This is a genomic window from Paraburkholderia sp. GAS42, assembly GCF_050436565.1.
Lineage (GTDB): Bacteria > Pseudomonadota > Gammaproteobacteria > Burkholderiales > Burkholderiaceae > Paraburkholderia.
In genome coordinates this window covers 49,874-71,980 of sequence record NZ_JBNDML010000009.1, presented here as the reverse complement: position 1 = coordinate 71,980, position 22,107 = coordinate 49,874, and the positions used below count along the sequence as shown (strand labels likewise).

The following is a 22,107-nucleotide window of genomic DNA, read 5'->3' as shown; positions in this document are numbered from 1 at the left end:
GGCGGGATGGACGCTTGACGCCTGCCGCGCCGGTCGCGGATTCATTGTCCGCCATGTTCGCTTCACTGAAGGCCACTGCGATTTGCCTCTAAGATGGCGACTTCGCTATCTGACGGAAAAATTGCAGTGACACTCGATGAAATCCGCAAGAATGCCTTCGCAATGCCTGTGCACAACCCGGCCTACCCACGTCCGCCATTTCGGTTCCTCAACCGCGAATACTTCATCATTTCGTACGAGACCGACATGGACGCGGTTCGCGCAGTCGTGCCGGAGCCCCTGACGGTCGACAACGGTCTTGTTCACTACGAGTTCATCCGTATGCCAGATTCATCCGGATTTGGCGACTACACAGAGAGTGGTCAGGTCATATCGGTCCTGGACGAAGCCGGCCAGAAAGCCAGCTATACGCACGCGATGTATCTCGACGACGAAGGTCCAATTGCTGGCGGTCGGGAGATTTGGGGTTTCCCGAAAAAACTCGCTTCACCCCGCTTATCTGTTGACGGAAAAGATACGTTGCTCGGCACACTCGACTATGGGACGCAACGGGTCGCTGCTGGCAGCATGGGCTACAAGTACCGCCCGCTCGATATCGAATCTGAACGCAAGAAACTCGCGGACACACCCAATTACCTGTTGAAGGTCATCCCCCATGTGGATGGCTCACCGCGGATTTGTGAACTCGTACGGTTCTACCTGCGCGACGTTTCTGTGCTCGGTGCATGGGAAGGCCCCGCTGCGCTCGAGCTGCACGCACATGCGTTGGCGCCGGTCGCTGACCTTCCTGTCAAAAGGGTAGTGGGCGCCAGACACGTCATTGCAAATCTCACCCTCGATGTGGGCGAAGTCGCTTACGACTACCTCGCCCCGGCGGAAGCACTGAAGCTTGCCGTGAACCTGTAATCTAGCAAGGAGCAACTTATGTCGCTGGAAGGAAAAGTCGCGCTTGTGACCGGCGCCGCAAGCGGTATTGGTGAACAATGCGCACGCAAGCTGGCCTCGGACGGCGCGGCGGTTGTCATTGCTGACCTGAATCTGACAAACGCGCAGCAGGTCGCGGACAGTATCGTCGCCGCGGGTGGAAAAGCACTTGCGGTGTCGATGGACGTCACGAGCGAAGAAGCGGTCAACGCAGGTATCGAAGACGCAGTTGGAAAACTTGGCGGCATCGATGTGCTGGTGTCGAACGCGGGCATTCAGATTGTCAACCCGATTGAAGACTACGCCTATTCCGACTGGAAGAAGATGCTCGCCATTCACCTGGATGGCGCATTTCTGACCACGAAGGCTGCTATCAGGCATATGTACGCTTCTGGAAAGGGCGGCTCCATCATCTACATGGGCTCCGTTCATTCACACGAAGCGTCGAAGCTGAAGTCGGCTTACGTCACCGCCAAGCACGGTCTGCTGGGTCTTGCTCGGGTCGTCGCGAAGGAGGGTGGCTCACGCGGCGTGAGAGCGAATGTTGTATGTCCGGGCTTTGTCCGTACTCCACTGGTTGACAAGCAGATTCCGGAACAGGCGAAAGCGCTCGGTATTCCGGAAGCTCAAGTCGTTAAGGACGTGATGCTGAAGGAAACCGTCGACGGCGAATTTACCACCGTAGCCGATGTTGCCAGAACGGTGGCCTTCCTGGCAGGGTTTGAATCAGCAGCGCTGACCGGACAGTCGATTGTGGTCAGTCACGGCTGGTTCATGCAATGAGGAGCCGACGATGCGCCGCAGTCAACGCAATACATTGAAGCAACCGAATCATCTTGAGCTACCTTCCTACGACGAAATCGGTCTGGTCCTGCAGGGCGGTGGCGCGTTGGGTTCCTATCAGGCCGGCGTCTATGAGGGGCTTGCAGAAGTGGGTGTTGAACCCACCTGGATATCGGGCATCTCGATTGGCGCCTTGAATACCGCCATCATCGCAGGCAACGCACCAGAGGACCGGGTAGAAGCATTGCGCGGCTTCTGGAACACCATCTGTCAACCAGCGGACTTATTCGGGCACGTTGGCGCTTTGGTCCCGGCAGCGCTTGGGTTTCCGAACGTTGGGCGCAAGTGGTCGAGCATGTGGGCTGCCGGTCGCGCTTTAACTGAAGGTCAAAAGGGCTTTTTCGCACCGCGCTTTTCCCTACCCATCGCCGGCGTGGCAAAGAAACAGCCGAACGAGGTGAGCTTTTACGATACGACGGCGTTGCGTGCGACGCTCGTCAAGTACGCCAATTTCGACCGTATTAACGACGGTGACGTTCGCGTTTCCGTCGGTGCGGTCAATGTTCGAACGGGCAATCTGGTGTACTTTGACAACACGCAGACTCGTCTCGAGCCGGAGCACTTTATGGCGTCTGGTGCGTTGCCGCCGGGCTTTCCAGCAGTGGAAATCGACGGAGAATATTACTGGGACGGAGGTCTGGTCTCAAACACGCCGCTCACGGAAATCGTCAGGGAATGCCAGCACAAAGATGCGCTGGTCTTCCAGGTTGACCTGTGGAGCGCAAGAGGAACGCTACCTGGCGATTTGCTTGATGTCGCCGAGCGGGCCAAGGACATTCAATACTCAAGCCGGACCCGCGCCATCACGGCGTTTGTGTCGCAGAGCCAGAAGCATGCTCGCCTGATCAAGGAACTGCTTGAACACATTCCGGAGAAGGTGCGGCAGACACACCCACTAGTCCGGCAGGCACAGAAAGTCGCAGACGGCAGTGCGGTCAATGTCGTGCACCTTATCTACAAGAACAAGTTTTTTGAAGGTCACTACAAGGACTATGAGTTCAGCAACGACACCATGGGCGAACATTGGGCGAGCGGCCTCGAGGACATCCGCCGCTCCTTCGGTAATCCCGACTGGTTTGAGGTTCCAGGCCATGACCTTGGCTTCGTTACGCATGACGTCCATCGCCAGGAAGCAGGTCCGGCGCCAGTTTCCGACACATTCGAAGCCATGCCGAAACCATCGGAGTTAGTTGACGCGGTGGCGGAAGCGCCGTCAGACACCCGCTAGAGTCGCGACGCCGTGGAAGTCTGGTGTTGTAAAAAATACAACGAGGATGGGCTCGTAAAGCGGTAGCGCGACGGCCGCTATATGCGGGCGCCCGCCTTGCCGCCCGTCCGCCAATCCGCTTTTGTTATCACCACATCCAATACTCGAATTGTTGAGCTATCGGTCTCCCCGTATATTGGCTACATAAACATTCAAGCCAGGTGCAGGAGACAGCAATGAACCGGATCGATCTGGACAACCGCGTCGTCGTCGTTACGGGTGGGGCGCGCGGTATTGGGTACGCGGTGGCGCAGCGGGCGCTGCAGTCGGGCGCGTCAGTGGCGCTATGGGACGTCGATGCCGACCGGCTCGCGCGCAGCGAGCGCGAACTCAGTGAACACGGCAAGGTAACCTCTGCCGTCGTCGAGCTGACCAGTGAAGCTTCCGTTGCGGACGCAACGAATCGAACCATCGAGCAACACGGCGCGATCCACGTGCTGATCAACTGCGCTGGCATCACCGGCGGCAACGGCAAATTGTGGGAACTGGACCCGGACGTGTGGCGGCGCGTGATCGACGTGAACCTGATCGGCCCATACCTGACAAGCCGCGCCATCGTTCCGCAGATGTTGAAGCAGGGCTATGGACGCATCGTCAATATCGCGTCGGTCGCGGGCAAGGAGGGCAATCCGAACGCCTCGCACTATAGCGCTTCGAAAGCCGGCCTGATCGGGCTCACCAAATCGCTTGGCAAGGAGCTGGCCACCAGCAATATCCTCGTCAACGCGGTCACCCCAGCCGCGGCAAAAACCGAAATCTTCGATTCGATGGCGCAGGAACATATCGACTACATGCTGTCGAAGATTCCGATGAACCGCTTCCTGTTGCCCGAAGAAGCCGCGTCACTGATCCTCTGGCTGTCTTCTGAAGACTGTGCGTTCAGCACAGGCTCGGTGTTCGATCTGTCCGGCGGCCGCGCGACTTACTGACGCGTTCCAGGCCGGCACAGGAAGACAGGCTTGTCGAACCGGCCACGAAGCCGGACGAATCAGGAGACACGATGAACACGACTTCCTCGACCGAGGCAGTTATCGGCAAGGTCATGCGGCGGCTATTGCCGTTCCTGCTGCTGATGTACGTGCTGGCCTTCCTCGATCGCGCGAACATCGGCTTTGCGCAAAAGGCGCTGCAGCACGATACAGGTCTTTCCGATGCCGCCTTTGCGTTTGGCGCAGGCGTGTTCTTCGTCGGCTATGCGCTGTTTGAAGTGCCGAGCAATCTGCTGCTGCATCGCGTCGGCGCGCGGTTGTGGATGTGCCGCATCATGGTGACGTGGGGCATCGTTTCCGCGGGCATGGCGCTGGTGCATACGCCATTTGCGTTCTATACGCTGCGGTTTCTGCTCGGCGTCGCCGAGGCGGGTTTCTTCCCCGGCATCATCTACTACCTGACACACTGGTTTCCGCAATCAGCCAGGGCGCGTGCCGTCGGCGTGTTCTACTTCGGCGCGCCGCTCGCGTTTATTTTCGGCAGTCCGCTGTCGGGCCTGCTGCTCGATCTGCATGGCGCGCTCGGCCTTGCGGGCTGGCAGTGGCTGTTTCTGATCGAAGGTGGCCTGGCTTCTGCAGTCGGCGTGTGGGCGTTCTGGTATCTCGACAACCGGCCCGCGGATGCCCGATGGCTTGATGACACCCAACGCATCCTGCTCGCAGCCGCGCTCGATGAAGACGCCCGCGAGGCCGCCGCACATGGCCCGCGCGGCGTGCTGGCCGCGCTTTGCGATCGCCGCGTGCTTGCGCTTTCGTTCATCTATCTGTTGATCCAGACCAGCGTGTACGGCGTGATCTTCTATCTGCCGCAACAGGTTGCGGCGCTGCTTGGTACGAAGGTCGGGCTGCGCGTCGGCCTCGTGACAGCGTTGCCGTGGTTGTGCGCGGTTGCGGTCACCTGGTACGTGCCGCGTCGCGCGGATCGCACAGGCGGGCATCGTAGCTGGGCCGTGCTGTTGCTGGTCGTCGCAGGTTGCGGAATCGGCCTGTCAGGATTGCTGCATAGCCCGGCGCTTGCACTCATTGCGTTGTGCTGCGCGGCCAGTGGATTTATCGCGGCACAGCCGCTCTTCTGGACCTTTCCGACGCGTTACCTCACGGGTGCTGCCGCTGCGGGTGGTATCGCGTTGATTAATTCACTTGGCAGTATCGGTGGCTTTATCGCGCCTACATTGCGCACGGGCGTCGATCAGGCATTCCCGTCGATGTCGGCAGGGCTGATCGTACTCGGCGCGGCTAGCGTGCTCGCCGCGCTCCTGATCGCCACACTGTTTCGCCGCAGCGAAGACGGTTCGCTTTCGCTGTTTCATCACCCGATTCATCACTCCCGCTAACGCAAACCCGCGCGCAGATACACGCGTGAACAGGCGCTAACGGACGCACTTATATACGGACAACACGGAGCCCATCCTCATGGCCATGCCCACTATCCGGCACGTGCGTGCCTTCATCGTTCGCGGCGGCGGCGCCGATTATCACGACCAGGCCGACGGTCACTGGATCGACGATCACATCTCGACGCCGATGGCGCGTTACCCGGAATACCGGCAAAGCCGTCGGTCGTTCGGGATCAATGTGCTGGGCACGCTTGTGGTCGAGATCGAAGCCAGTGATGGAACGGTTGGCTTTGCGGTCACGACGGGCGGCGAGATTGGCGCGTTCATCGTGGAAAAGCATCTCGCGCGCTTTCTTGAGGGGCAGCTTGTCACCGACATCGAGAAAATGTGGGATCAGATGTATTTCGCCACGCTCTACTACGGTCGCAAAGGCGTGGTGCTGAACACGATTTCGGGCGTCGATCTCGCGTTGTGGGATCTGCTCGCAAAGGTGCGCAAGGAGCCGGTGTATCAGCTTTTGGGCGGACCGGTACGCGATGAGCTGGTGTTCTACGCGACGGGCGCGCGCCCCGACCTTGCGAAGCAGATGGGCTTTATCGGCGGCAAGATGCCGTTGCAGCACGGCCCCGCAGAAGGTGAAGAAGGTCTCAAGAAGAACATCGCAAAGCTGGCCGACATGCGCTCGAAAGTCGGTGACGATTTCTGGTTGATGCTCGATTGCTGGATGAGCCTTGACGTGCCCTACGCGACACGTCTTGCGCAGGCCGCGCATGAATACGGTCTAAAGTGGGTCGAGGAATGTCTGCCGCCGGATGACTACTGGGGTTACGCCGAACTGCGCCGCAACGTGCCTCGCGGCATGATGGTGTCGACGGGCGAACATGAAGCGACGCGCTGGGGCTTCAGGATGCTGCTGGAGATGGAGTGCTGCGATCTGATCCAGCCGGACGTCGGCTGGTGCGGCGGCATTACGGAACTGATCAAGATTTCCGCGCTCGCCGATGCGCACAACGTGATGGTGGTGCCGCATGGTTCGTCGGTGTATAGCTATCACTTTGTCGTGACGCGTCATAACTCGCCGTTTGCGGAATTCCTGATGATGGCGCCGAAGGCGGACCAGGTTGTACCGATGTTCACGCCATTGCTGCTCGATGAACCCGTGCCCGTGAATGGCCGCATGAAAGTGCCTGAAACGCCGGGGTTCGGCGTGCGGTTGAATCCAGAATGCGCGCTGGCGCGTCCATATTCGCACTAGACGTGAATTGAACGCGTAATGCGTATTGAACGGCTCGCGCGGATTCGCAACGATATAGCTGAAAGGCGGAGGAAAAGACGTGCTGCTCAAGGACAAGGTAGTGATCGTCACCGGTGGGTCGCGCGGTATCGGTCGCGCAATAGCCGTTGCGTGCGCAACCGAAGGCGCCGACGTGGCGATCAACTTCTGGGGCGATAACGACGCGTCGTATGGACGTCGTTCAGCGGTCGAAGAAGTCGTCGGCGAAATTGAAGCGCTGGGACGTCGCGTGATCGCGGTCGAAGGTAACGTCGCGCTCCCGGAGACAGGCACGGAACTCGTGCGCCGTACCGTCGATGCGTTCGGCAAGGTCGATGTACTCGCAAGCAATGCCGGCATCTGTCCGTTCCACGCGTTCCTCGACATGCCCGCTGAGGTGCTCGAAACGACGGTTGGCGTCAACCTGAATGGCGCGTTCTATGTGACGCAGGCGGCGGCGCGGCAGATGAAAGAACAGGGCACAGGCGGCGCGATTGTCGCGACGAGTTCAATCAGTGCACTGGTGGGCGGCGGCATGCAGACGCATTACACGCCGACTAAAGCGGGCGTGCACTCGCTGATGCAGTCATGCGCGGTCGCGTTGGGACCGTATGGCATCCGCTGTAATTCGGTGATGCCGGGCACGATCGCCACCGATCTGAACGCAGAAGATCTCGCCGACGAAGCCAAGAAAGCGTACTTCGAAAAACGCATTCCGCTAGGCAGACTGGGCCGGCCGGACGATGTCGCGGAGTGCGTGGTGTTTCTTGCTTCCGACCGTGCCCGCTATGTGACAGGTGCTGCATTGCTGGTGGACGGCGGCCTTTTCGTCAACCTTCAGTGAGTATTCAATGCGCGGGTTGTGGCGCAACGGCATGGACGTCGTCGCGTGCAAGCGACTTCGAAAACCCGCGCAGCAGATCGACAAAGTGCTCCGCAGGCTCGGCAAGCGGTTCGCCCTTGCGGGTGAGAATGCCGAAACCTGGCAGACTTTTGCCGATTTCAGCAGGCAGCGCGACGAGCAGTTTGCCGCGCACGTGGTCGCGCACAACGGATTCCGGCAGCATCGCAACGGCGTCGTAGTTCTCCAGTAACTGGAGGGTCGCGAAGATCGACGCGCATTCGGTCAGATTCACCGGCGTCGCGAGACCGGCGCGCGCAAGTTCTTCTTCGAAGAGCACGCGCGCAGGGCTCGACAGCGGTTGCGCGACCCACGGCCACTCGATCAGCTCACGAAGTGTGATCGATTTGCAGCCGGCAAGCGGATGCGCACTGCGAACGACGAGCAGCAACGGTTCGCGGGCAAGCAGTTCAAAGCTGAAGTCATTGTGTTGTAGCGGACTTGTCAGCCGGCCAAGCGCGAGGTCGACTTCGCGGCGATGCAGCAACTGGACAACCTGATCGCTGGTTTCACCGAGGATGCGCACATTGAGAAGCGGCCGCTCGGTCTTGAGCGCAGCGACGGCCATGGCCAGCAGATCGGGCGCGGCGCCCATGATGGCGCCGACGGTCAACTGGCCGTGACCGCCTTTACGTTTGACGTCGAGGTCTTCGGCGAAGCGCGTCAATTCGGCGAGTGCGCGCCGGGCGTAGGCAAGGGTGACGACGCCGAGCGGCGTGGGCTGCATGCCGCGGGCGTTGCGCTCGAAAAGCAGGAAGCCAAACGCTTCCTCGATATCGCCGAGCATACGGCTGGCGCTTGGTTGCGCGACGTTGATCGCCTCAGCGGCCTGGTGGACGTTGCGCGCGTCGTCGAGCGCAACGAGAAGCGCAAGATGTTTGAACTTGAGCCTGTTGACGAGGGCGACCGTAGAAGCGTTGTGGTTCATGGACCTGTGCGATTCGGTTTCAGTATCGCCCAATCCCAACTTCGGATTGAGATGCTATCGACGCCGGAATTATAGTCGTTCCAGACGCTTCGCCCGAGAAAGCGCAGAACACAACTGGAGACACGAGGTGATGGAGACAGTGGCTTTCCGGATGATGCTCAACCCCGGCATGCGCGACGAATATGAACGCAGGCACCGGGACATCTGGCCAGACCTCGTTGATGCACTGCACAACGCTGGCGTGCACGACTATCGGATCTTCCTCGATGAAGAGACGAATCATCTGTTCGCCGTGCTCGCGCGCCCTGTCGACCATACGATGGACCAGCTACCCGCTCTCGACGTGATGCGCAAATGGTGGGACCACATGGCCGGCATCATGCAGACGGCTCCCGATCACACGCCATTGCAGCAAACGCTCGTGCCGGTGTTCCATCTTCCATGAACGACCTTTAAACACTTAAACCTTCAACGGGCGGAGGGTGCCCCATGCAAGTGGTCGACCCGCACATTCATCTGTGGGACCTGAAAACGCATCACTATCCGTGGCTGGCAAACCCGGGCGTGTCGTTCGTTGGCGACGCACGCGAGTTGAAGCACGACTATCTGATTGCCGATCTGCACGCCGACGCGCGCGACATCGAAGTGCTGAAAGTCGTCCACGTCGAGGCGAACCACGATCCGGCTGATCCAGTCGAAGAGACGCGCTGGCTGCAACAGGTTGCCGATGCAACGGAATCGCGCGGGATGCCGCAGGGCATCGTTGCGGCAGTCGACCTGTCTGCATCGAATGCTGCTGAAGTGCTCGAAGGTCACGCGGCGTTTGCGAATACGCGCGGCGTGCGGCAGATATTGAACGTGCATGCCACGCGACTATACGACTACATCGGTCGGCATCTGATGCGTGACCCGCTATGGCGCGAGAACTTTTCGCTGCTGCGACGTCATGGAATGTCCTTCGATCTGCAGCTTTATCCGTCGCAGATGACGGAAGCGGCGGCGCTGGCGAATGCGCATCCGGGTACGCAGTTCATCATCAATCATGCCGGCATGTTTGTAGACCGCAACAGCGTCGAGGGCTTTCGCGCGTGGCGTGACGGTATGCGATTGCTGGCAACCTGCGAGAACGTCGCCGTCAAGATAAGCGGCCTTGCGATGTTCGATCATCGATGGACGGTGGAAAGCCTGCGGCCCTATGTGCTCGAAACCATCGACACGTTCGGTACGTCGCGCGCGATGTTCGCATCGAACTTTCCAGTCGACAGGCTGTTCGGTTCGTACACGGATTTGTGGAACGCGTATGCGTCGATCGTCGAAGGCGCCAGTGAAGACGAGAAAGACGCACTCTTCAAAAGCAACGCCGAGCGCGTCTATCGTATCTAGCCGCTGGCGGTGCAAACGGATTATCGCGACGCTCGAGCAGCATCGCACGATGGAGGAGACAACGCAGTGCAGCAACAACCTTCCGGCGGACCGCGGCTTGAATTGAAGCATGCGAGCAAATCATTCGGCCGTGTGCGGGCGCTCTTCGATGCTGAGCTTGCGCTATGGCCTGGCGAAGTGCACGCGCTGCTTGGCGAGAACGGCGCGGGCAAGTCGACACTCGTCAAGATTCTGGCTGGCGTGCATCAACCGGATACGGGCGAGTTGCTTGTCGACGGCATACCACGTCAATTCGCCACGCCCGCCGAGGCGCGCGATGCGGGCCTTGCGGTGATCTATCAGGAACCGACGCTGTTTTTCGATCTGTCGATTGCCGAGAACATTTTCATGGGCCGCCAGCCGGTGGACCGCCTTGGCCGCATTCAATACGATGCGATGCATCGCGAGGTGCGTGATCTGCTCGCGTCGCTGGGTGTCGATCTGCGTGCGGACCAGATGGTTCGCGGGCTGTCGATTGCCGATCAGCAGGTCATCGAAATCGCCAAGGCGCTGTCGCTGAACGCGAACGTGCTGATCATGGATGAGCCGACTGCGGCGTTGTCCCTGCCGGAAGTCGATCGGCTCTTTACGATCGTGCGCCGGCTGCGCGAGCGCGATGTCGCGATTCTTTTTATCACGCACCGACTCGACGAGGTTTTTGCGCTCACGCAGCGCGTGACGATCATGCGCGACGGTGCCAAGGTGTTCGATGGACTAACCGCCGAACTGGATACTGCGTCGATCGTCGCGAAGATGGTCGGTCGCGACCTGGAAAGTTTCTATCCGAAGGCGGATGTAAAGCCGGGCGAAGTGAGGCTTTCGGTGCGCGGTCTGACGCGCGTCGGCGTATTCAAGGACATCTCGTTCGAGGTTCGCGCAGGTGAGATCGTGGCGCTGGCGGGACTCGTCGGCGCAGGCCGCAGCGAAGTGGCGCGCGCGATCTTCGGCATCGATCCGTTCGATTCTGGAGAGATCCGTATTGCGGGGAAGCCTTTAAAGCCGGGGCGTCCCGCGGCGGCAGTCCAGGCTGGCCTTGCACTCGTGCCTGAAGATCGCCGGCAGCAAGGCCTCGCGCTGGAACTGAGCATCGCGCGTAATGCGTCGATGACCGTACTGGGTCGCCTCGTCCGGCACGGACTGATTTCAACCAGAAGCGAACGTACGCTCGCCACGCAATGGGGTACGCGATTGCATCTGAAAGCGGGTGATCCGTCCGCACCCGTCGGCACGCTTTCGGGTGGCAACCAGCAAAAAGTGGTGCTCGGCAAATGGCTTGCAACGAATCCCAAGGTGCTGATCATCGATGAACCCACGCGTGGCATCGACGTCGGTGCGAAGGCGGAGGTGTATGGCGCGCTGGCAGAACTGGTTCGCGATGGCATGGCGGTGCTGATGATTTCAAGCGAGTTGCCGGAGGTGCTCGGCATGGCCGATCGTGTGCTCGTGATGCATGAGGGACGCATTAGCGCCGACATATCGCGCGCCGAAGCGAACGAAGAGCGGATCATGGGCGCGGCGCTGGGCCAGTCCACCGCGACGTTGGGGCACGCAGCATGATGCGCCATTCGACAACCCATACTCACGCTGCGCCCGTGCAGCCGCCTGACACTCGACGTCCGGCTTCGGGCGCCGGCGGCCTCATCGGCACCATCGCAAAGAGCCGCGAGACGACGCTTTTTGTCGTGCTCATCCTGCTGGTGGTCGGCACGGCACTCGCGAAGCCGCAGTTCCTCAATTTGCAGAATCTGCGCGATGTGCTGCTGAATGTGTCGATCGTCAGCTTGCTGACGGCGGGCATGACCGTGGTGATTCTGATGCGCCATATCGACCTGTCAGTCGGGTCGACCGTCGGCGTGAGCGCGTACGCAGTCGGGAGTCTCTTCGTCGCGTTCCCGCACATGCCGGTTATCGTCGCGCTTGCTGCGGGTCTGGCGATCGGTCTCATTGCGGGCGGGATCAACGCGTTGCTGGTAGCGGTGGGGCGCGTGCCATCGCTGGTGGCGACGCTATCGACGCTCTACATTTTCCGCGGCGCCGATTACGCGTGGGTCCACGGCGGCCAGATCAACGCGACCAGTCTGCCGGAATCGTTCTCGCGGCTCGCAACGGGTGCTGTATTCGGTGTGCCGTCGCTTGCGTTGATCGCTGCTGTCGTGCTGATCGGTCTGTCGATCTATCTGAAACAGTTTCGCGGCGGTCGGGAACACTACGCGATCGGCTCGAATCCAGAGGCCGCGAGGCTTGCAGGTGTCAACGTCGAGCGGCGCGTGATGGCCGGGTTTCTGATCAGCGGCGCCATTGCAGGCTTCGCCGGCGCGTTGTGGCTTGCCCGTTTTGGTACCGTCGACGCCAGCACCGCCAAGGGGATCGAGCTGCAGGTGGTCGCCGCAGCGGTGGTCGGTAGTGTAGCGATCACGGGCGGTGTCGGCACGATTCTCGGCGCCACGCTTGGCGCGCTGGTGCTTGGCGTTATCAGCATTGCGCTTGTCGTGCTGCACGTGTCGCCATTCTGGGAACAGGCAATTGAAGGTGCGCTTATCGTCGTTGCGATCGCGGCCGATACGCTGCTCGCGCGCTCCGTCGCTAAACGCATGATGAGGAAACGCGATCATGGCTAAACCCGATTCCGCTTTGTTGACGCGTCGACGTGAGACGCCGCTTCAATGGGAAGTGCTGCTTGTCGTCGTATTGATTCTCGCCTTGATCCTTGGACGTGTGCTGTCGCCGGTGTTTCTGACGGCGGCGAATCTTGGCAACGTACTCGCCGACCTCACCGAAATTGCGTTGATGGCGCTGCCAATGACGTTGATCATCGTCGCGGCGGAAATCGATCTGTCGGTGGCGTCGGTGTTGGGGGCGTCCAGCGCGTTGATGGGCGTGCTATGGCATATGGGTCTGCCGATGCCGGTTGTCATCGTGCTTGTGCTGGTCTTTGGCGCGTTAGCCGGGCTGCTGAACGGTCTGGTGATCGTGAAGCTGAACCTGCCTTCGCTTGCCGTGACGATCGGTACGCTCGCGCTGTTTCGTGGGCTTGCGTATGTGCTGCTGGGCGATCAGGCCGTTGCCGATTTCCCGGCCGCATACACGGCATTCGGTATGGACACGTTATGGTCGAGCTTTATTCCATTGCCGTTTGTCATTGTGATTGTCTGTGCGGTGGTGTTCACGGTGCTGCTGCAGGCGACGCCTTTTGGACGCAGTCTCTACGCGATCGGCGCGAATTCCACCGCGGCCGCGTTTTCCGGCATCGACGTAGCGAAGATCCGGTTGAGGCTGTTCGTGACATCGGGTGTACTCAGCGCGCTGGCAGGCATTGTCTACACGCTGCGCTTCACCAGTGCGCGCGGCGATAACGGCGAAGGCTTTGAGCTATCGGTGATCGCGGCCGTTCTGTTTGGTGGCGTGAGCATTTTCGGCGGGCGCGGTTCGATGTACGGTGTGCTGCTTTCGCTACTGATCGTCGGCGTGCTGAAGAATGCGTTGACGCTCGATGACGTGTCCAGCGAAACGCTGACTATTGTCACAGGCGTGCTGTTGCTCGCATCGGTGCTTATTCCTAACCTGGTTGCACGCTGGCGCGCGATGCGCGACCGGCGGTTTATCGCCAGATCGGGTGGAGCACGCAGCACATGAATGACGCAACAGGTGGTAGAGGTCAGGACGATTAACAACCCCGGGTACAAGACACCCGACAATATAACCAGGAGACATGACATGAGAAGACCACTTCGTTGCGCCAGCGCGGCGGCGCTGTGCGCCGCACTGCTAGGCCTGAGCTGCGCGGCGGGCGCGGCTGACCTCAAAAGCGGGCTGAAGATCGCGTTTCTGCCCAAGCAGATCAACAACCCGTACGAAGTCATCGCCGACGATGGCGGCATGGCCGGCATCAAGGAATTCAACGGTGTCGGCAAGGTAGTCGGCCCATCGGATGCGGGTGCGTCGTCGCAGGTGCAGTACATCAACACGCTGATCACGCAGAAGCAGGATGCCATTGTGATCGCGGCCAATGATGCGAATGCAGTCGTGCCTTATCTGAAGAAAGCGATGTCGCAAGGCATCAAGGTCGTGACGTTCGACTCCGATACCGCACCCGAAGGACGCCAGCTGTTCGTCAATCAGGCGAACGCGGAAAGCATCGGACGCGGTCAGATCCAGCTCGTGTCGAAGTTGATGGGCGGCGAGGGTGAATTCGCCATCCTGTCGGCAACGCCGAATGCGACCAATCAGAACACCTGGATCAAGTGGATGCAGGATGAACTGAAAAAGCCGGAGTATTCGAAGCTGAAGCTGGTGAAGATCGCCTACGGCAACGATGACGACCAGAAGTCGTTCGTCGAGACGCAAGGTCTGCTGCAGGCGTATCCCAACCTGAAGGCGATCGTTGCGCCCACATCGGTTGGTATCGCGGCGGCGGCTCGCTACATATCGACCTCGTCGAGCAAGGGCAAGGTGGCTGTGACTGGTCTCGGTACGCCGAACCAGATGCGCGCGTTCGTCAAGAACGGCACTGTGAAGGCGTTCCAGCTGTGGGATCCGGGCCAACTCGGTTATCTGGCCGCGTTTGCCGCTGCGAACCTGGCGTCAGGGACGATTTCGGGCAAGGAAGGCGAATCGTTCGAAGCCGGCAAACTTGGCAAGCGCACGATCGGCCCGAAGGGAGAAATCATCCTTGGACCGCCGACTACATTCGACGCGAGCAATATCGACAACTTCAACTTTTAACGTAGTGGGTACGCCTCCACGCTTTAAGGTTCAGGCGTAAGCCCCCAGCTGTCTGGCAAAGCGCCGCGCGCATTCAAGTCCGAATGCCGTCGGCGCGATGCCGCGATCGTGTTGCACATCAAAGCCCATTCTCCACCCAGCTATCCGTTTGCCATAGCAGGTCAACGAATCGAGCGACTGCATCACAAACACAATGGATGGCAGCACTTCTGCATACAGCGCCTCCGCGCGTGCCTCGTCTCCTGCAACAAAAGCTCGCTGGATGGCGACCTGCCTGTCGAAGGTATCCGGTGCAACGATCAGGCCGGCGCAACCCGCGCGCAGATTGTCGATGATTTCCTGACCGCCGCGTCCGTTGAATACGGGCAGTGGCGTCCCAAGCGCGCGCAACTGGTCGATGGTGTTACGGATCGTAAGCGCGGGTCCTTCGCCTTTGAGCCATCGAAAACTGTCGCGTTGGCGCGCAAGTTCAACGATCGATTCTGCTGACAGTCCGACGCCGAGATACTCAGGCGCGTTTTGAATTCCAACCGGGGCACGCACGCGCAGCATCACGTCGGCGAAAAAATCGAAATAGAACGATTCGGGCTGATTACGCGCGGAAGGCGGCTGCAGGATGAGCCATGACGCACCACGCGCTACGGCGTAATCGGCAAGCGCGGCCTGGGCGTCAACCGTGTCGCCCGTGATCGTGACGGCGAGCGGCACGCGCGCATCGATGTCTGCACTGGCCCAGTCGATCACCTGATGCTTCTCTTCGAGCGACATGCGATGCACTTCGGTCGCAAGCCCCAGGATCACAATGCCGGGTGCGCCTGCGTGGATCGTGGTATCAACCTGCGTGCGCATCGCGTTTCGATCGAGCTGATTGTGCTGGTCGAAGTACGCGTACAAAACGGGCCAGATTCCGCCGGGAGGAAGCGCATCGATCGCCGTCATTCGCCTGTTTCCTTGTCAGTGGGCGTTAGTGAGAATCGCGCGGCACCGGCGCGCCGCTCGATCCGACCAGAAAGTCCAGATCCGCGCCCTGGTCTGCCTGCAAGACGTGCTCGACATAGAGCTTGTAGTAACCGCGCTTCGGCAGTTCCGGCGCCTGCCATTCCGCGCGACGGCGTGCGAGTTCTTCGTCGGAAACTTCGAGATGCAGACGGCGCGCTTCGACATCGAGTTCGATCATGTCGCCGGTTTTAACGAGCGCGAGCGGGCCGCCTGCCGCCGCTTCCGGCGATACGTGCAGCACGACCGCGCCGTACGCGGTGCCGCTCATGCGGCCATCCGAAATGCGGACCATGTCGGTGATGCCCTTTTCCAGCACCTTCTTCGGCAGCGGCATGTTGCCGACTTCAGCGAAGCCCGGATAACCCTTCGGCCCTGCGCCCTTGAGCACCATGATGCAGTGCTCGTCGATATCGAGCGAATCGTCGTCGACCTTCGCGTGCAACTCTTCGACGTTCTCGAATACCACCGCGCGACCGCGATGTTTGAGTAAAGAAGGTGTGGCCGCCGACGGCTTGATCACCGCGCCATTCGGCGCGAGATTGCCCTTGAGCACGGCAATGCCGGCCTTCGGCTTGAACGGCTCGGCGAACGTCGTGATGACCTTCTCGTCGTAATTGGGCGCGTTTTGCACGTTGTCCCAGATCGTCTTGCCGTTGACAGTCAGCGCGTCGCGATGCAGCAGGCCTTGCTCGCCGAGCTGCTTCAGCACCGCCGGCAATCCGCCCGCGTAGTAAAAGTCCTCCATCAGGTATTCGCCCGACGGTTGCAGGTTCACCAGGCACGGCACGTTCGAACCCAGTTCCCAGTCTTCCAGCGAAAGCTCCACGCCGATCCGCTTCGCGAGCGCGATCAGGTGAACCACCGCATTGGTCGACCCACCAATCGCCGCATTCGTGCGGATTGCGTTCTCGAAGGCTTGACGCGTGAGGATCCTGTCCATCGTCAGGTCTTCGCGGACCATATCGACGATGCGGCGCCCGGCCAGATGCGCGAGCACCTGACGCCGCGCATCCACAGCCGGAATCGCCGCGTTATGCGGCAAACCCATACCGAGCGATTCAACCATCGAGGCCATCGTCGACGCCGTGCCCATCGTCATGCAGTGACCCCGCGAGCGGTTCATGCACGATTCGGCTTCGGTGAATTCTTCCTGCGTCATCGTGCCGGCACGCACTTCCTCCGACATCTGCCAGACGCCCGTGCCCGAGCCGATATGCTTGCCGCGAAACCGGCCATTCAGCATCGGGCCACCGGAAACCGCCAGCGCCGGCAGATTGCACGACGCCGCGCCCATCAGCAACGCAGGCGTGGTCTTGTCGCAACCCACGAGCAGAATCACGCCATCCATCGGATTGCCGCGAATCGATTCTTCGACATCCATCGAAGCGAGATTGCGAAACAGCATGGCAGTTGGGCGAAGATTGGATTCGCCAAGTGACATTACCGGAAACTCCAGCGGCAAACCGCCCGCTTCACGCACGCCTTTCTTCACGTACTCAGCGAGTTCACGAAAGTGCGCGTTACACGGTGTGAGTTCCGACCACGTGTTGCAGATGCCGATCACCGGACGTCCATCAAATTCGTCGTGCGGAATGCCCTGGTTTTTCATCCACGAGCGGTGGATGAATCCATCCTTGTCGTTCCTGCCGAACCAGCTTTGCGAACGGAGCTTGCGCATGTCCTGTCTCCTGGAAACCTTCGTGATGAGGTTATACCGTATCTATTGGAATCGTCCTGGCGCGAGTTAAGTTTATATTCTGCGCTTCATTGGCCGTTGCTTAATGGTAGTCAATGAAGGGGAACGTGACGCGGTGTTCGAGCGGTTCTACCGGGGCGCAGCGACGCTGGCGGTGGAGGGCAGTGGGCTAGGGTTGTCGATCGTGCGGGAGATTGCACGCGTACACGATGCACAGGTCGCGCCCGGCGATGCGGTGGGCGGCAGCCTCGTTGTCAGCGTGCGTTTCCCGGCGGTCCGCAGCGCATGACTGTCTGAGTACCCGATTTTCCGATAGCGAGCCATTGCGACAGACGGGTACGCAGGTCACGCACGTATCGCGAAGCCGTCTACGTACGCATCGGGATGAGTGCCATCCCATACCCGGCCGTCGATCAATACCTGCGGCGCGCTTTCTGCGGGCACAGGAATGCCCATATTCTGCGCCGCCTCGCGATACAGATCCGTCGCGTTGATCGCCGCGGCGATGGTTGCGTAGTCATCGATGCGGTCGATCATGCCCCATCGCCGATATTGCGTCATGAACCAGACGCCGTCGGACGGTCGCGGATAGTTCACCGCACCACCTTCAAAAAAGCGAACGGGCAACCGGACGGTATTGGCTGCTTCGTTTCGCAATCTCGATGCAATCAGTTCCTCGGGCACACCTAGAAACTCGGGCTGCGCCAGCCGTCGCGCGATTTCAACGCGATGTCCGGAATCGTCCAGCCAGCGGCATGCTTCAAGCATCGTCTGCACGAGCGCGCGGGCGGTGTTTGGGTGAGCGCCGACGAAATCGCGCCTGCACGCGAGTACTTTCTCCGGATGGTCCGGCCAGACTTCGCTGCTGTAAGCCACGGTTTTGCCTACGCCTCGCGCTTCGGCAACGGCATTCCAGGGTTCTCCCACGCAAAGACCGTCGAGTCGTTCTTCCGCCAGCGCGCCGACCATCTGCGGCGGCGGAATCACCACGCTTTCGATATCGCGCAGCGGATGGACGCCTTGCGCGGCGAGCCAGTAATACAGCCACATCGCGTGTGTGCCCGTTGGGAACGTCTGCGCGAAAACTGGTTTTCTCCCAAGCGTGGCGAGTGCCCTGGGCAGCGTTTTGTGCTCGCTTATCGCGTCGGCAAGGCGGTTCGATACCGTGATCGCCTGGCCATTGCGGTTGAGCACCATCAGCACCGCCATATCCGTTTGCGGACCACCGAGCCCGAGTTGCACGCCGTAGACGAGTCCATAGAGCGCGTGCGCCGCGTCCAGATCACCGGACAGGAGCTTGTCGCGCACAGCCGCCCATGATGGCTGCCGACACAATTCAAGCGTCAGGCCATGTGCATGGCCGAACTCGAGCAGCTTGGCCGCCACCAGCGGCGCGGCATCGCTCAGCGCGACAAAACCCAGCCGCAGATGCGTTTTCTCGAGCCGTTCCGTGGCGTCCGGCTGGACGTGATGAGTGAGTGCGTTCATGAGCGGGCCATCATTCAGGCGATTCCGCCGACGCGATCAACTGGCGCGCAACCTCGGCGAGTTTGACGCCCTGGTTCATCGCGCGCTTGCGCAACGTCGCGTAGGCGGCATTTTCAGTCATTTTCTGCTGATCCATCAGCAGGCGTTTGGCACGGTCGATCAGCTTTCGTTCAGCGAGTTCGTTTTCAGCCTGCGCGAGACGCTCGCGCAATTGCGATTCCTGCGCGAAACGTGCTAGCGCCACTTCAAGAATCGGCGCAAGGCGCTCGGTCGCGAGACCTTCGACCAGATAAGCCGTTACGCCTGCGCCAACCGCGTCGCGAATCAGCTGCTGGTTTGCGTCGGGGCTGAACATCAGGACGGGGCGCGGCGCGGTCGCGTTCATCACGGCGAGCTGTTCGAGGGTATCGCGAGAGGGTGATTCGGTATCGATGATGATGACATCGGGCCGCTCGCTCTCGACGACGCGATGCAGCGCTTCCGGCGTCGCCGTGCCGGTCAGCATGTCATAGCCGAGCCGTGCCAGGGCGTCGCGCAGATCGCCGATAGGCTTGTCCGTGTCGGTGACGAGCAGTACGCGCAGCATCTTTCGTCTGTTGATATCGGCCGTTCCAGTGTGTTCAGGTTGCAACGGCAGTCGCCTCGCACATCCGTTTTAATTCGGGGACGCACGAGCCGCAGACGGTGCCGCAGCCGAGCTTCGTTTTCAGTTCCGGCAGGGTCGCGCCGCCTGCAATCGCTTCGTGGATGCGCGATTCGCTAACCTGCATGCAGTTGCACACCACGCGGTCACGCGCAACGTTTGCCTGCTTTTGTGTAGAGAATACCGCGAAGCGCGGTCCAGACCACGGTGCGGCGTCGCGTAAGCGCGCGAGCAGGGCATCGGCGTTCGCGACATCGCCGGCGAAAACGAAGCCGTCGATGACGTTGTCGCGCCACACGACGCGCTTGTCAAGACCGCGTCGTGCGTCGCGGTATTCGAGTGTGTTCTCGCCTGTCGGCAGATCGAGCGCTTCGTAAAGCCGTGACAGCCAGTCCTCCGGCGCATTGGCGTGGGCAGCGCGCAATACGATGAGATCGTCGTCTTCGATGCTGATCGCGGCGTAGCTGCATTCCTTCAACAATGGCTGCACGGCGGCCTGCAGCGCGAGCACGTCGCCGCGTCGTGCCGCGACCAGGCGCCACGGGAGTTCCACCGGCTCGATGCGCACCGCTGCGTGCTTCAACTCGGGTTGAAACGACGAAGGATCAACAGCGGGTACGGTCGTTTCGTTGATGCCACCGCTCGCGAGAAACTGGCCGCTCCAGTGCATGGGCGCGAATACCGTGCCGGATTGCACGTCGTCCGACAGTTGCACGGGGAGCACGAGATTGCCGCGCCGGCTCGATACGCGTACGAGGTCGCCTTCGTTGAAGCCGCGTCGTGCTGCATCGCCTCGTTGAATGCTGAGCGCAGGTGCAGGTGCATGCGAGAACAGTTTGCCGACGCGGCCCGTGCGGCTCATGCCATGCCATTGATCACGCAGACGGCCGGTCAGCAGACGGAACGGAAAGCGCGCACTGGTTGCTTCCGCAACGGGCCGGTACGCGGTTGCGTGGAAACGCGCGCGACCGTCCTGTGTCGCGAAGATACCGTCGGTATAGCGGCGCGCCTCGCCTTGCATGGTCTTCGCGGGAAACGGCCATTGCTGCGGACCGCGTTCTTCCAGCGTCGTATAGCTCAGACCGCCGATGTCGAGGTCGCGTCCCTCGGTCAGCATGCGATGCTCGTTGAACACGTCTTCGGGCGTATCGAACGCAAATAGCGTCGTAGTAGAAACCGCATTGCGCGCTTCGATCCGCTTCGCGACTTCGTTGACGATCCACCAGTCGGCCTTCGCCTCGCCAGGCGCCTGGACGGCGGCACGTACGCGTGAAATACGGCGCTCCGAGTTGGTGACCGTGCCGGATTTTTCGCCCCATGTCGCAGCGGGCAGTACGACATCAGCGAAAGGCACGGTGTCCGTTTGCATATACGCGTCCTGCACGACGACGAATTCCGCTTTCGCCAGCGCTTCGCGAACGCGCACGATATCCGGCATCGAATGTGCGGGGTTCGTGCACGCGATCCAGATCGCCTTGATCTTGCCGGCATGCAGCGCTTCGAACATATCGATAGCGGGCAGGCCGGGCCGGTCGGAAAGTTCGGATACGCCCCACAGTCGCGCGACTTCTTCACGATGCGCGGGATTGCCGATATCGCGATGCGCTGCGAGCATCGTCGCCATGCCACCGACTTCACGGCCGCCCATTGCATTCGGCTGGCCTGTCAGCGAGAACGGACCCGCGCCGGCGCGTCCGATCTGCGCGGTTGCAAGATGCAGGTTGATCAGCGCGAGATTCTTGTCGGTGCCGTGGCTCGACTGATTGAGTCCCATGCAGTACAGCGACAGCGCGGCATCGCTTTCGCCAAACCATTCGGCGGCCTGCATGACTTCGCGTTCAGTGATGCCGCACAGACCCGCGACCATGCGCGGCGTGAAATCGCGCACCAGTGCCTTGAGCGCGTCGAAACCGGCCGTATGTTGCTCGACGAAATCGCGATTGACCCGGCCTTCCCAGATCAGGTGATGCAGCATGCCGTTAAAGAGCGCGACATCGGTTCCCGGCTGGATCGCCAGATGCAGATCGGCCATCGCAGCGGTATCGGTGCGACGCGGATCGATCACGATCCAGCGAATTGACGGATCGGCCGCTTTCGCTTCTTCCAGACGACGGAACAGCACGGGATGCGCCCACGCCATATTGCTGCCCGCGAACAGTACGGTTTTCGCGCTATCCAGATCGTCGTAGCAGGTAGGTGGACCATCCGCGCCGAGCGCCATCTTGTAGGCGGTGACCGCGCTCGACATGCACAGTCGCGAATTCGTATCGATGTTATTGGTGCCGATCAGACCTTTAGCGAGCTTGTTGAAGACGTAATAGTCTTCCGTCAGCAACTGGCCGGACACATAGAACGCGACCGCATCCGGGCCATGCTGCTGGATGACATCGGTAAAACGCGCCGCGACTGTATCGAGTGCGACCGACCATTCGACCTGTTGGCGCGGCGCATCGCGTCGCAGACGCATTTCCGGCACCTTTGCACGACCCGTTTCGCTTTGCGCCGTTAGCGCAAGCGACATCCCTTTCGTGCAGAGCCTGCCGAAATTCGCCGGGTGATCAGGATCGCCCTGAACACCCGTGATGCGGCCATTCTCCGCTTCGATGAGCACGCCGCAGCCGACGCCACAGTAGCAGCAGGTGGAACGGGTGACGGTCTTCATCGTATCTCCACGC

At 60.6% G+C, this 22,107-nt stretch carries 19 protein-coding genes and 1 pseudogene; 14 read left to right on the top strand and 6 right to left on the bottom strand.

Annotated features, from left to right (window positions below):
- The first annotated feature begins 126 nt into the window (after positions 1–126).
- The 7 genes from P3T16_RS15295 to P3T16_RS15265 all read left to right on the top strand — a co-directional run bounded on the left by P3T16_RS15295 (position 127) and on the right by P3T16_RS15265 (position 7,477).
- On the top strand, positions 127–906 hold the full coding sequence (locus P3T16_RS15295; protein ID WP_429342907.1) for an acetoacetate decarboxylase: 780 nt from the start codon (positions 127–129) through the stop codon (positions 904–906).
- Positions 907–924: 18 nt separating this feature from the next.
- Positions 925–1,707, top strand: a complete 783-nt coding sequence (locus P3T16_RS15290; protein ID WP_429342906.1) for a 3-hydroxybutyrate dehydrogenase — start codon at positions 925–927, stop codon at positions 1,705–1,707.
- A 10-nt stretch (positions 1,708–1,717) separates the two neighbouring features.
- Complete coding sequence (locus P3T16_RS15285; protein WP_429342905.1) at positions 1,718–2,995, top strand: DUF3734 domain-containing protein; 1,278 nt, start codon at positions 1,718–1,720, stop codon at positions 2,993–2,995.
- A 215-nt stretch (positions 2,996–3,210) separates the two neighbouring features.
- Entirely contained in the window at positions 3,211–3,963 is a 753-nt protein-coding gene (locus tag P3T16_RS15280) for an SDR family NAD(P)-dependent oxidoreductase (protein ID WP_429342904.1), read from the top strand.
- A gap of 71 nt (positions 3,964–4,034) precedes the next feature.
- The gene (locus tag P3T16_RS15275) at positions 4,035–5,357 is read left to right on the top strand and encodes an MFS transporter (RefSeq protein WP_429342903.1); all 1,323 of its coding nucleotides are present in this window, start codon (positions 4,035–4,037) and stop codon (positions 5,355–5,357) included.
- A gap of 79 nt (positions 5,358–5,436) precedes the next feature.
- Positions 5,437–6,615 (top strand): L-rhamnonate dehydratase, encoded by a 1,179-nt coding sequence (rhmD, locus tag P3T16_RS15270; RefSeq protein WP_429255801.1) that lies wholly within the window; start codon positions 5,437–5,439, stop codon positions 6,613–6,615.
- Positions 6,616–6,694: 79 nt separating this feature from the next.
- Positions 6,695–7,477, top strand: coding sequence for an SDR family NAD(P)-dependent oxidoreductase (locus P3T16_RS15265; protein WP_429255800.1), 783 nt, complete (start codon positions 6,695–6,697; stop codon positions 7,475–7,477).
- A 4-nt stretch (positions 7,478–7,481) separates the two neighbouring features.
- Here P3T16_RS15265 and P3T16_RS15260 read toward each other — a convergent pair whose 3' ends face one another.
- Complete coding sequence (locus tag P3T16_RS15260; RefSeq protein WP_429255799.1) at positions 7,482–8,462, bottom strand: LysR family transcriptional regulator; 981 nt, start codon at positions 8,460–8,462, stop codon at positions 7,482–7,484.
- Between the two features lie 130 nt (positions 8,463–8,592).
- On the opposite strand from P3T16_RS15260, the gene rhaM reads away from it, so the two are divergent.
- The 6 genes from rhaM (at position 8,593) to rhaS (ending at position 14,606) form a co-directional block, all read left to right on the top strand.
- On the top strand, positions 8,593–8,907 hold the full coding sequence (rhaM, locus tag P3T16_RS15255) for an L-rhamnose mutarotase (RefSeq protein WP_429342902.1): 315 nt from the start codon (positions 8,593–8,595) through the stop codon (positions 8,905–8,907).
- A 44-nt stretch (positions 8,908–8,951) separates the two neighbouring features.
- Positions 8,952–9,845 carry an amidohydrolase family protein gene (locus P3T16_RS15250; RefSeq protein WP_429342901.1) on the top strand — a complete coding sequence of 298 codons (894 nt, stop codon included), beginning with the start codon at positions 8,952–8,954 and terminating at the stop codon, positions 9,843–9,845.
- Between the two features lie 66 nt (positions 9,846–9,911).
- Complete coding sequence (locus P3T16_RS15245; RefSeq protein WP_429342900.1) at positions 9,912–11,441, top strand: sugar ABC transporter ATP-binding protein; 1,530 nt, start codon at positions 9,912–9,914, stop codon at positions 11,439–11,441.
- Entirely contained in the window at positions 11,438–12,502 is a 1,065-nt protein-coding gene (locus P3T16_RS15240; protein ID WP_429342899.1) for an ABC transporter permease, read from the top strand. The genes P3T16_RS15245 and P3T16_RS15240 overlap by 4 nt, the downstream gene beginning before the upstream one ends.
- On the top strand, positions 12,495–13,517 hold the full coding sequence (locus tag P3T16_RS15235; RefSeq protein ID WP_429342898.1) for an ABC transporter permease: 1,023 nt from the start codon (positions 12,495–12,497) through the stop codon (positions 13,515–13,517). The genes P3T16_RS15240 and P3T16_RS15235 overlap by 8 nt, the downstream gene beginning before the upstream one ends.
- Positions 13,518–13,598: 81 nt before the next feature.
- Positions 13,599–14,606 (top strand): rhamnose ABC transporter substrate-binding protein, encoded by a 1,008-nt coding sequence (gene rhaS, locus P3T16_RS15230; protein WP_429255794.1) that lies wholly within the window; start codon positions 13,599–13,601, stop codon positions 14,604–14,606.
- 30 nt (positions 14,607–14,636) lie between these two features.
- On the opposite strand, the gene P3T16_RS15225 is transcribed toward rhaS, so the two are convergent.
- Both P3T16_RS15225 and P3T16_RS15220 read right to left on the bottom strand, forming a co-directional pair.
- Positions 14,637–15,545, bottom strand: a complete 909-nt coding sequence (locus tag P3T16_RS15225; protein ID WP_429342897.1) for a dihydrodipicolinate synthase family protein — start codon at positions 15,543–15,545, stop codon at positions 14,637–14,639.
- Between the two features lie 25 nt (positions 15,546–15,570).
- The gene (locus tag P3T16_RS15220; RefSeq protein ID WP_429342896.1) at positions 15,571–17,283 is read right to left on the bottom strand and encodes an IlvD/Edd family dehydratase; all 1,713 of its coding nucleotides are present in this window, start codon (positions 17,281–17,283) and stop codon (positions 15,571–15,573) included.
- A gap of 121 nt (positions 17,284–17,404) precedes the next feature.
- On the opposite strand from P3T16_RS15220, the pseudogene P3T16_RS15215 reads away from it, so the two are divergent.
- Positions 17,405–17,590 (top strand): annotated as a pseudogene (locus tag P3T16_RS15215) (ATP-binding protein); the annotation flags it as partial.
- A gap of 56 nt (positions 17,591–17,646) precedes the next feature.
- Here the strand turns inward: P3T16_RS15215 and P3T16_RS15210 are convergent.
- The 3 genes from P3T16_RS15210 to P3T16_RS15200 are packed head-to-tail and all read right to left on the bottom strand — an operon-like array spanning position 17,647 to position 22,094.
- The gene (locus P3T16_RS15210) at positions 17,647–18,789 is read right to left on the bottom strand and encodes a CmpA/NrtA family ABC transporter substrate-binding protein (protein WP_429342895.1); all 1,143 of its coding nucleotides are present in this window, start codon (positions 18,787–18,789) and stop codon (positions 17,647–17,649) included.
- 10 nt (positions 18,790–18,799) lie between these two features.
- Entirely contained in the window at positions 18,800–19,375 is a 576-nt protein-coding gene (locus P3T16_RS15205; RefSeq protein WP_429255932.1) for an ANTAR domain-containing response regulator, read from the bottom strand.
- A gap of 34 nt (positions 19,376–19,409) precedes the next feature.
- Positions 19,410–22,094 carry a molybdopterin-dependent oxidoreductase gene (locus P3T16_RS15200; protein WP_429342894.1) on the bottom strand — a complete coding sequence of 895 codons (2,685 nt, stop codon included), beginning with the start codon at positions 22,092–22,094 and terminating at the stop codon, positions 19,410–19,412.
- Between the last annotated feature and the right edge of the window lie 13 nt (positions 22,095–22,107).

Excerpts from the sequence above, each read along its gene's own strand:
- P3T16_RS15210 (WP_429342895.1), bottom strand. The coding sequence starts at position 18,789 with ATGAACGCACTCACTCATCACGTCCAGCCGGACGCCACGGAACGGCTC.
- P3T16_RS15205 (WP_429255932.1), bottom strand. The coding sequence starts at position 19,375 with ATGCTGCGCGTACTGCTCGTCACCGACACGGACAAGCCTATCGGCGAT.
- P3T16_RS15225 (WP_429342897.1), bottom strand. The coding sequence starts at position 15,545 with ATGACGGCGATCGATGCGCTTCCTCCCGGCGGAATCTGGCCCGTTTTG.
- rhmD (WP_429255801.1), top strand. The coding sequence starts at position 5,437 with ATGGCCATGCCCACTATCCGGCACGTGCGTGCCTTCATCGTTCGCGGC.
- P3T16_RS15235 (WP_429342898.1), top strand. The coding sequence starts at position 12,495 with ATGGCTAAACCCGATTCCGCTTTGTTGACGCGTCGACGTGAGACGCCG.
- P3T16_RS15250 (WP_429342901.1), top strand. The coding sequence starts at position 8,952 with ATGCAAGTGGTCGACCCGCACATTCATCTGTGGGACCTGAAAACGCAT.
- P3T16_RS15240 (WP_429342899.1), top strand. The coding sequence starts at position 11,438 with ATGATGCGCCATTCGACAACCCATACTCACGCTGCGCCCGTGCAGCCG.
- P3T16_RS15285 (WP_429342905.1), top strand. The coding sequence starts at position 1,718 with ATGCGCCGCAGTCAACGCAATACATTGAAGCAACCGAATCATCTTGAG.
- rhaS (WP_429255794.1), top strand. The coding sequence starts at position 13,599 with ATGAGAAGACCACTTCGTTGCGCCAGCGCGGCGGCGCTGTGCGCCGCA.
- P3T16_RS15280 (WP_429342904.1), top strand. The coding sequence starts at position 3,211 with ATGAACCGGATCGATCTGGACAACCGCGTCGTCGTCGTTACGGGTGGG.
- P3T16_RS15260 (WP_429255799.1), bottom strand. The coding sequence starts at position 8,462 with ATGAACCACAACGCTTCTACGGTCGCCCTCGTCAACAGGCTCAAGTTC.
- P3T16_RS15275 (WP_429342903.1), top strand. The coding sequence starts at position 4,035 with ATGAACACGACTTCCTCGACCGAGGCAGTTATCGGCAAGGTCATGCGG.
- P3T16_RS15200 (WP_429342894.1), bottom strand. The coding sequence starts at position 22,094 with ATGAAGACCGTCACCCGTTCCACCTGCTGCTACTGTGGCGTCGGCTGC.
- P3T16_RS15220 (WP_429342896.1), bottom strand. The coding sequence starts at position 17,283 with ATGCGCAAGCTCCGTTCGCAAAGCTGGTTCGGCAGGAACGACAAGGAT.
- rhaM (WP_429342902.1), top strand. The coding sequence starts at position 8,593 with ATGGAGACAGTGGCTTTCCGGATGATGCTCAACCCCGGCATGCGCGAC.
- P3T16_RS15290 (WP_429342906.1), top strand. The coding sequence starts at position 925 with ATGTCGCTGGAAGGAAAAGTCGCGCTTGTGACCGGCGCCGCAAGCGGT.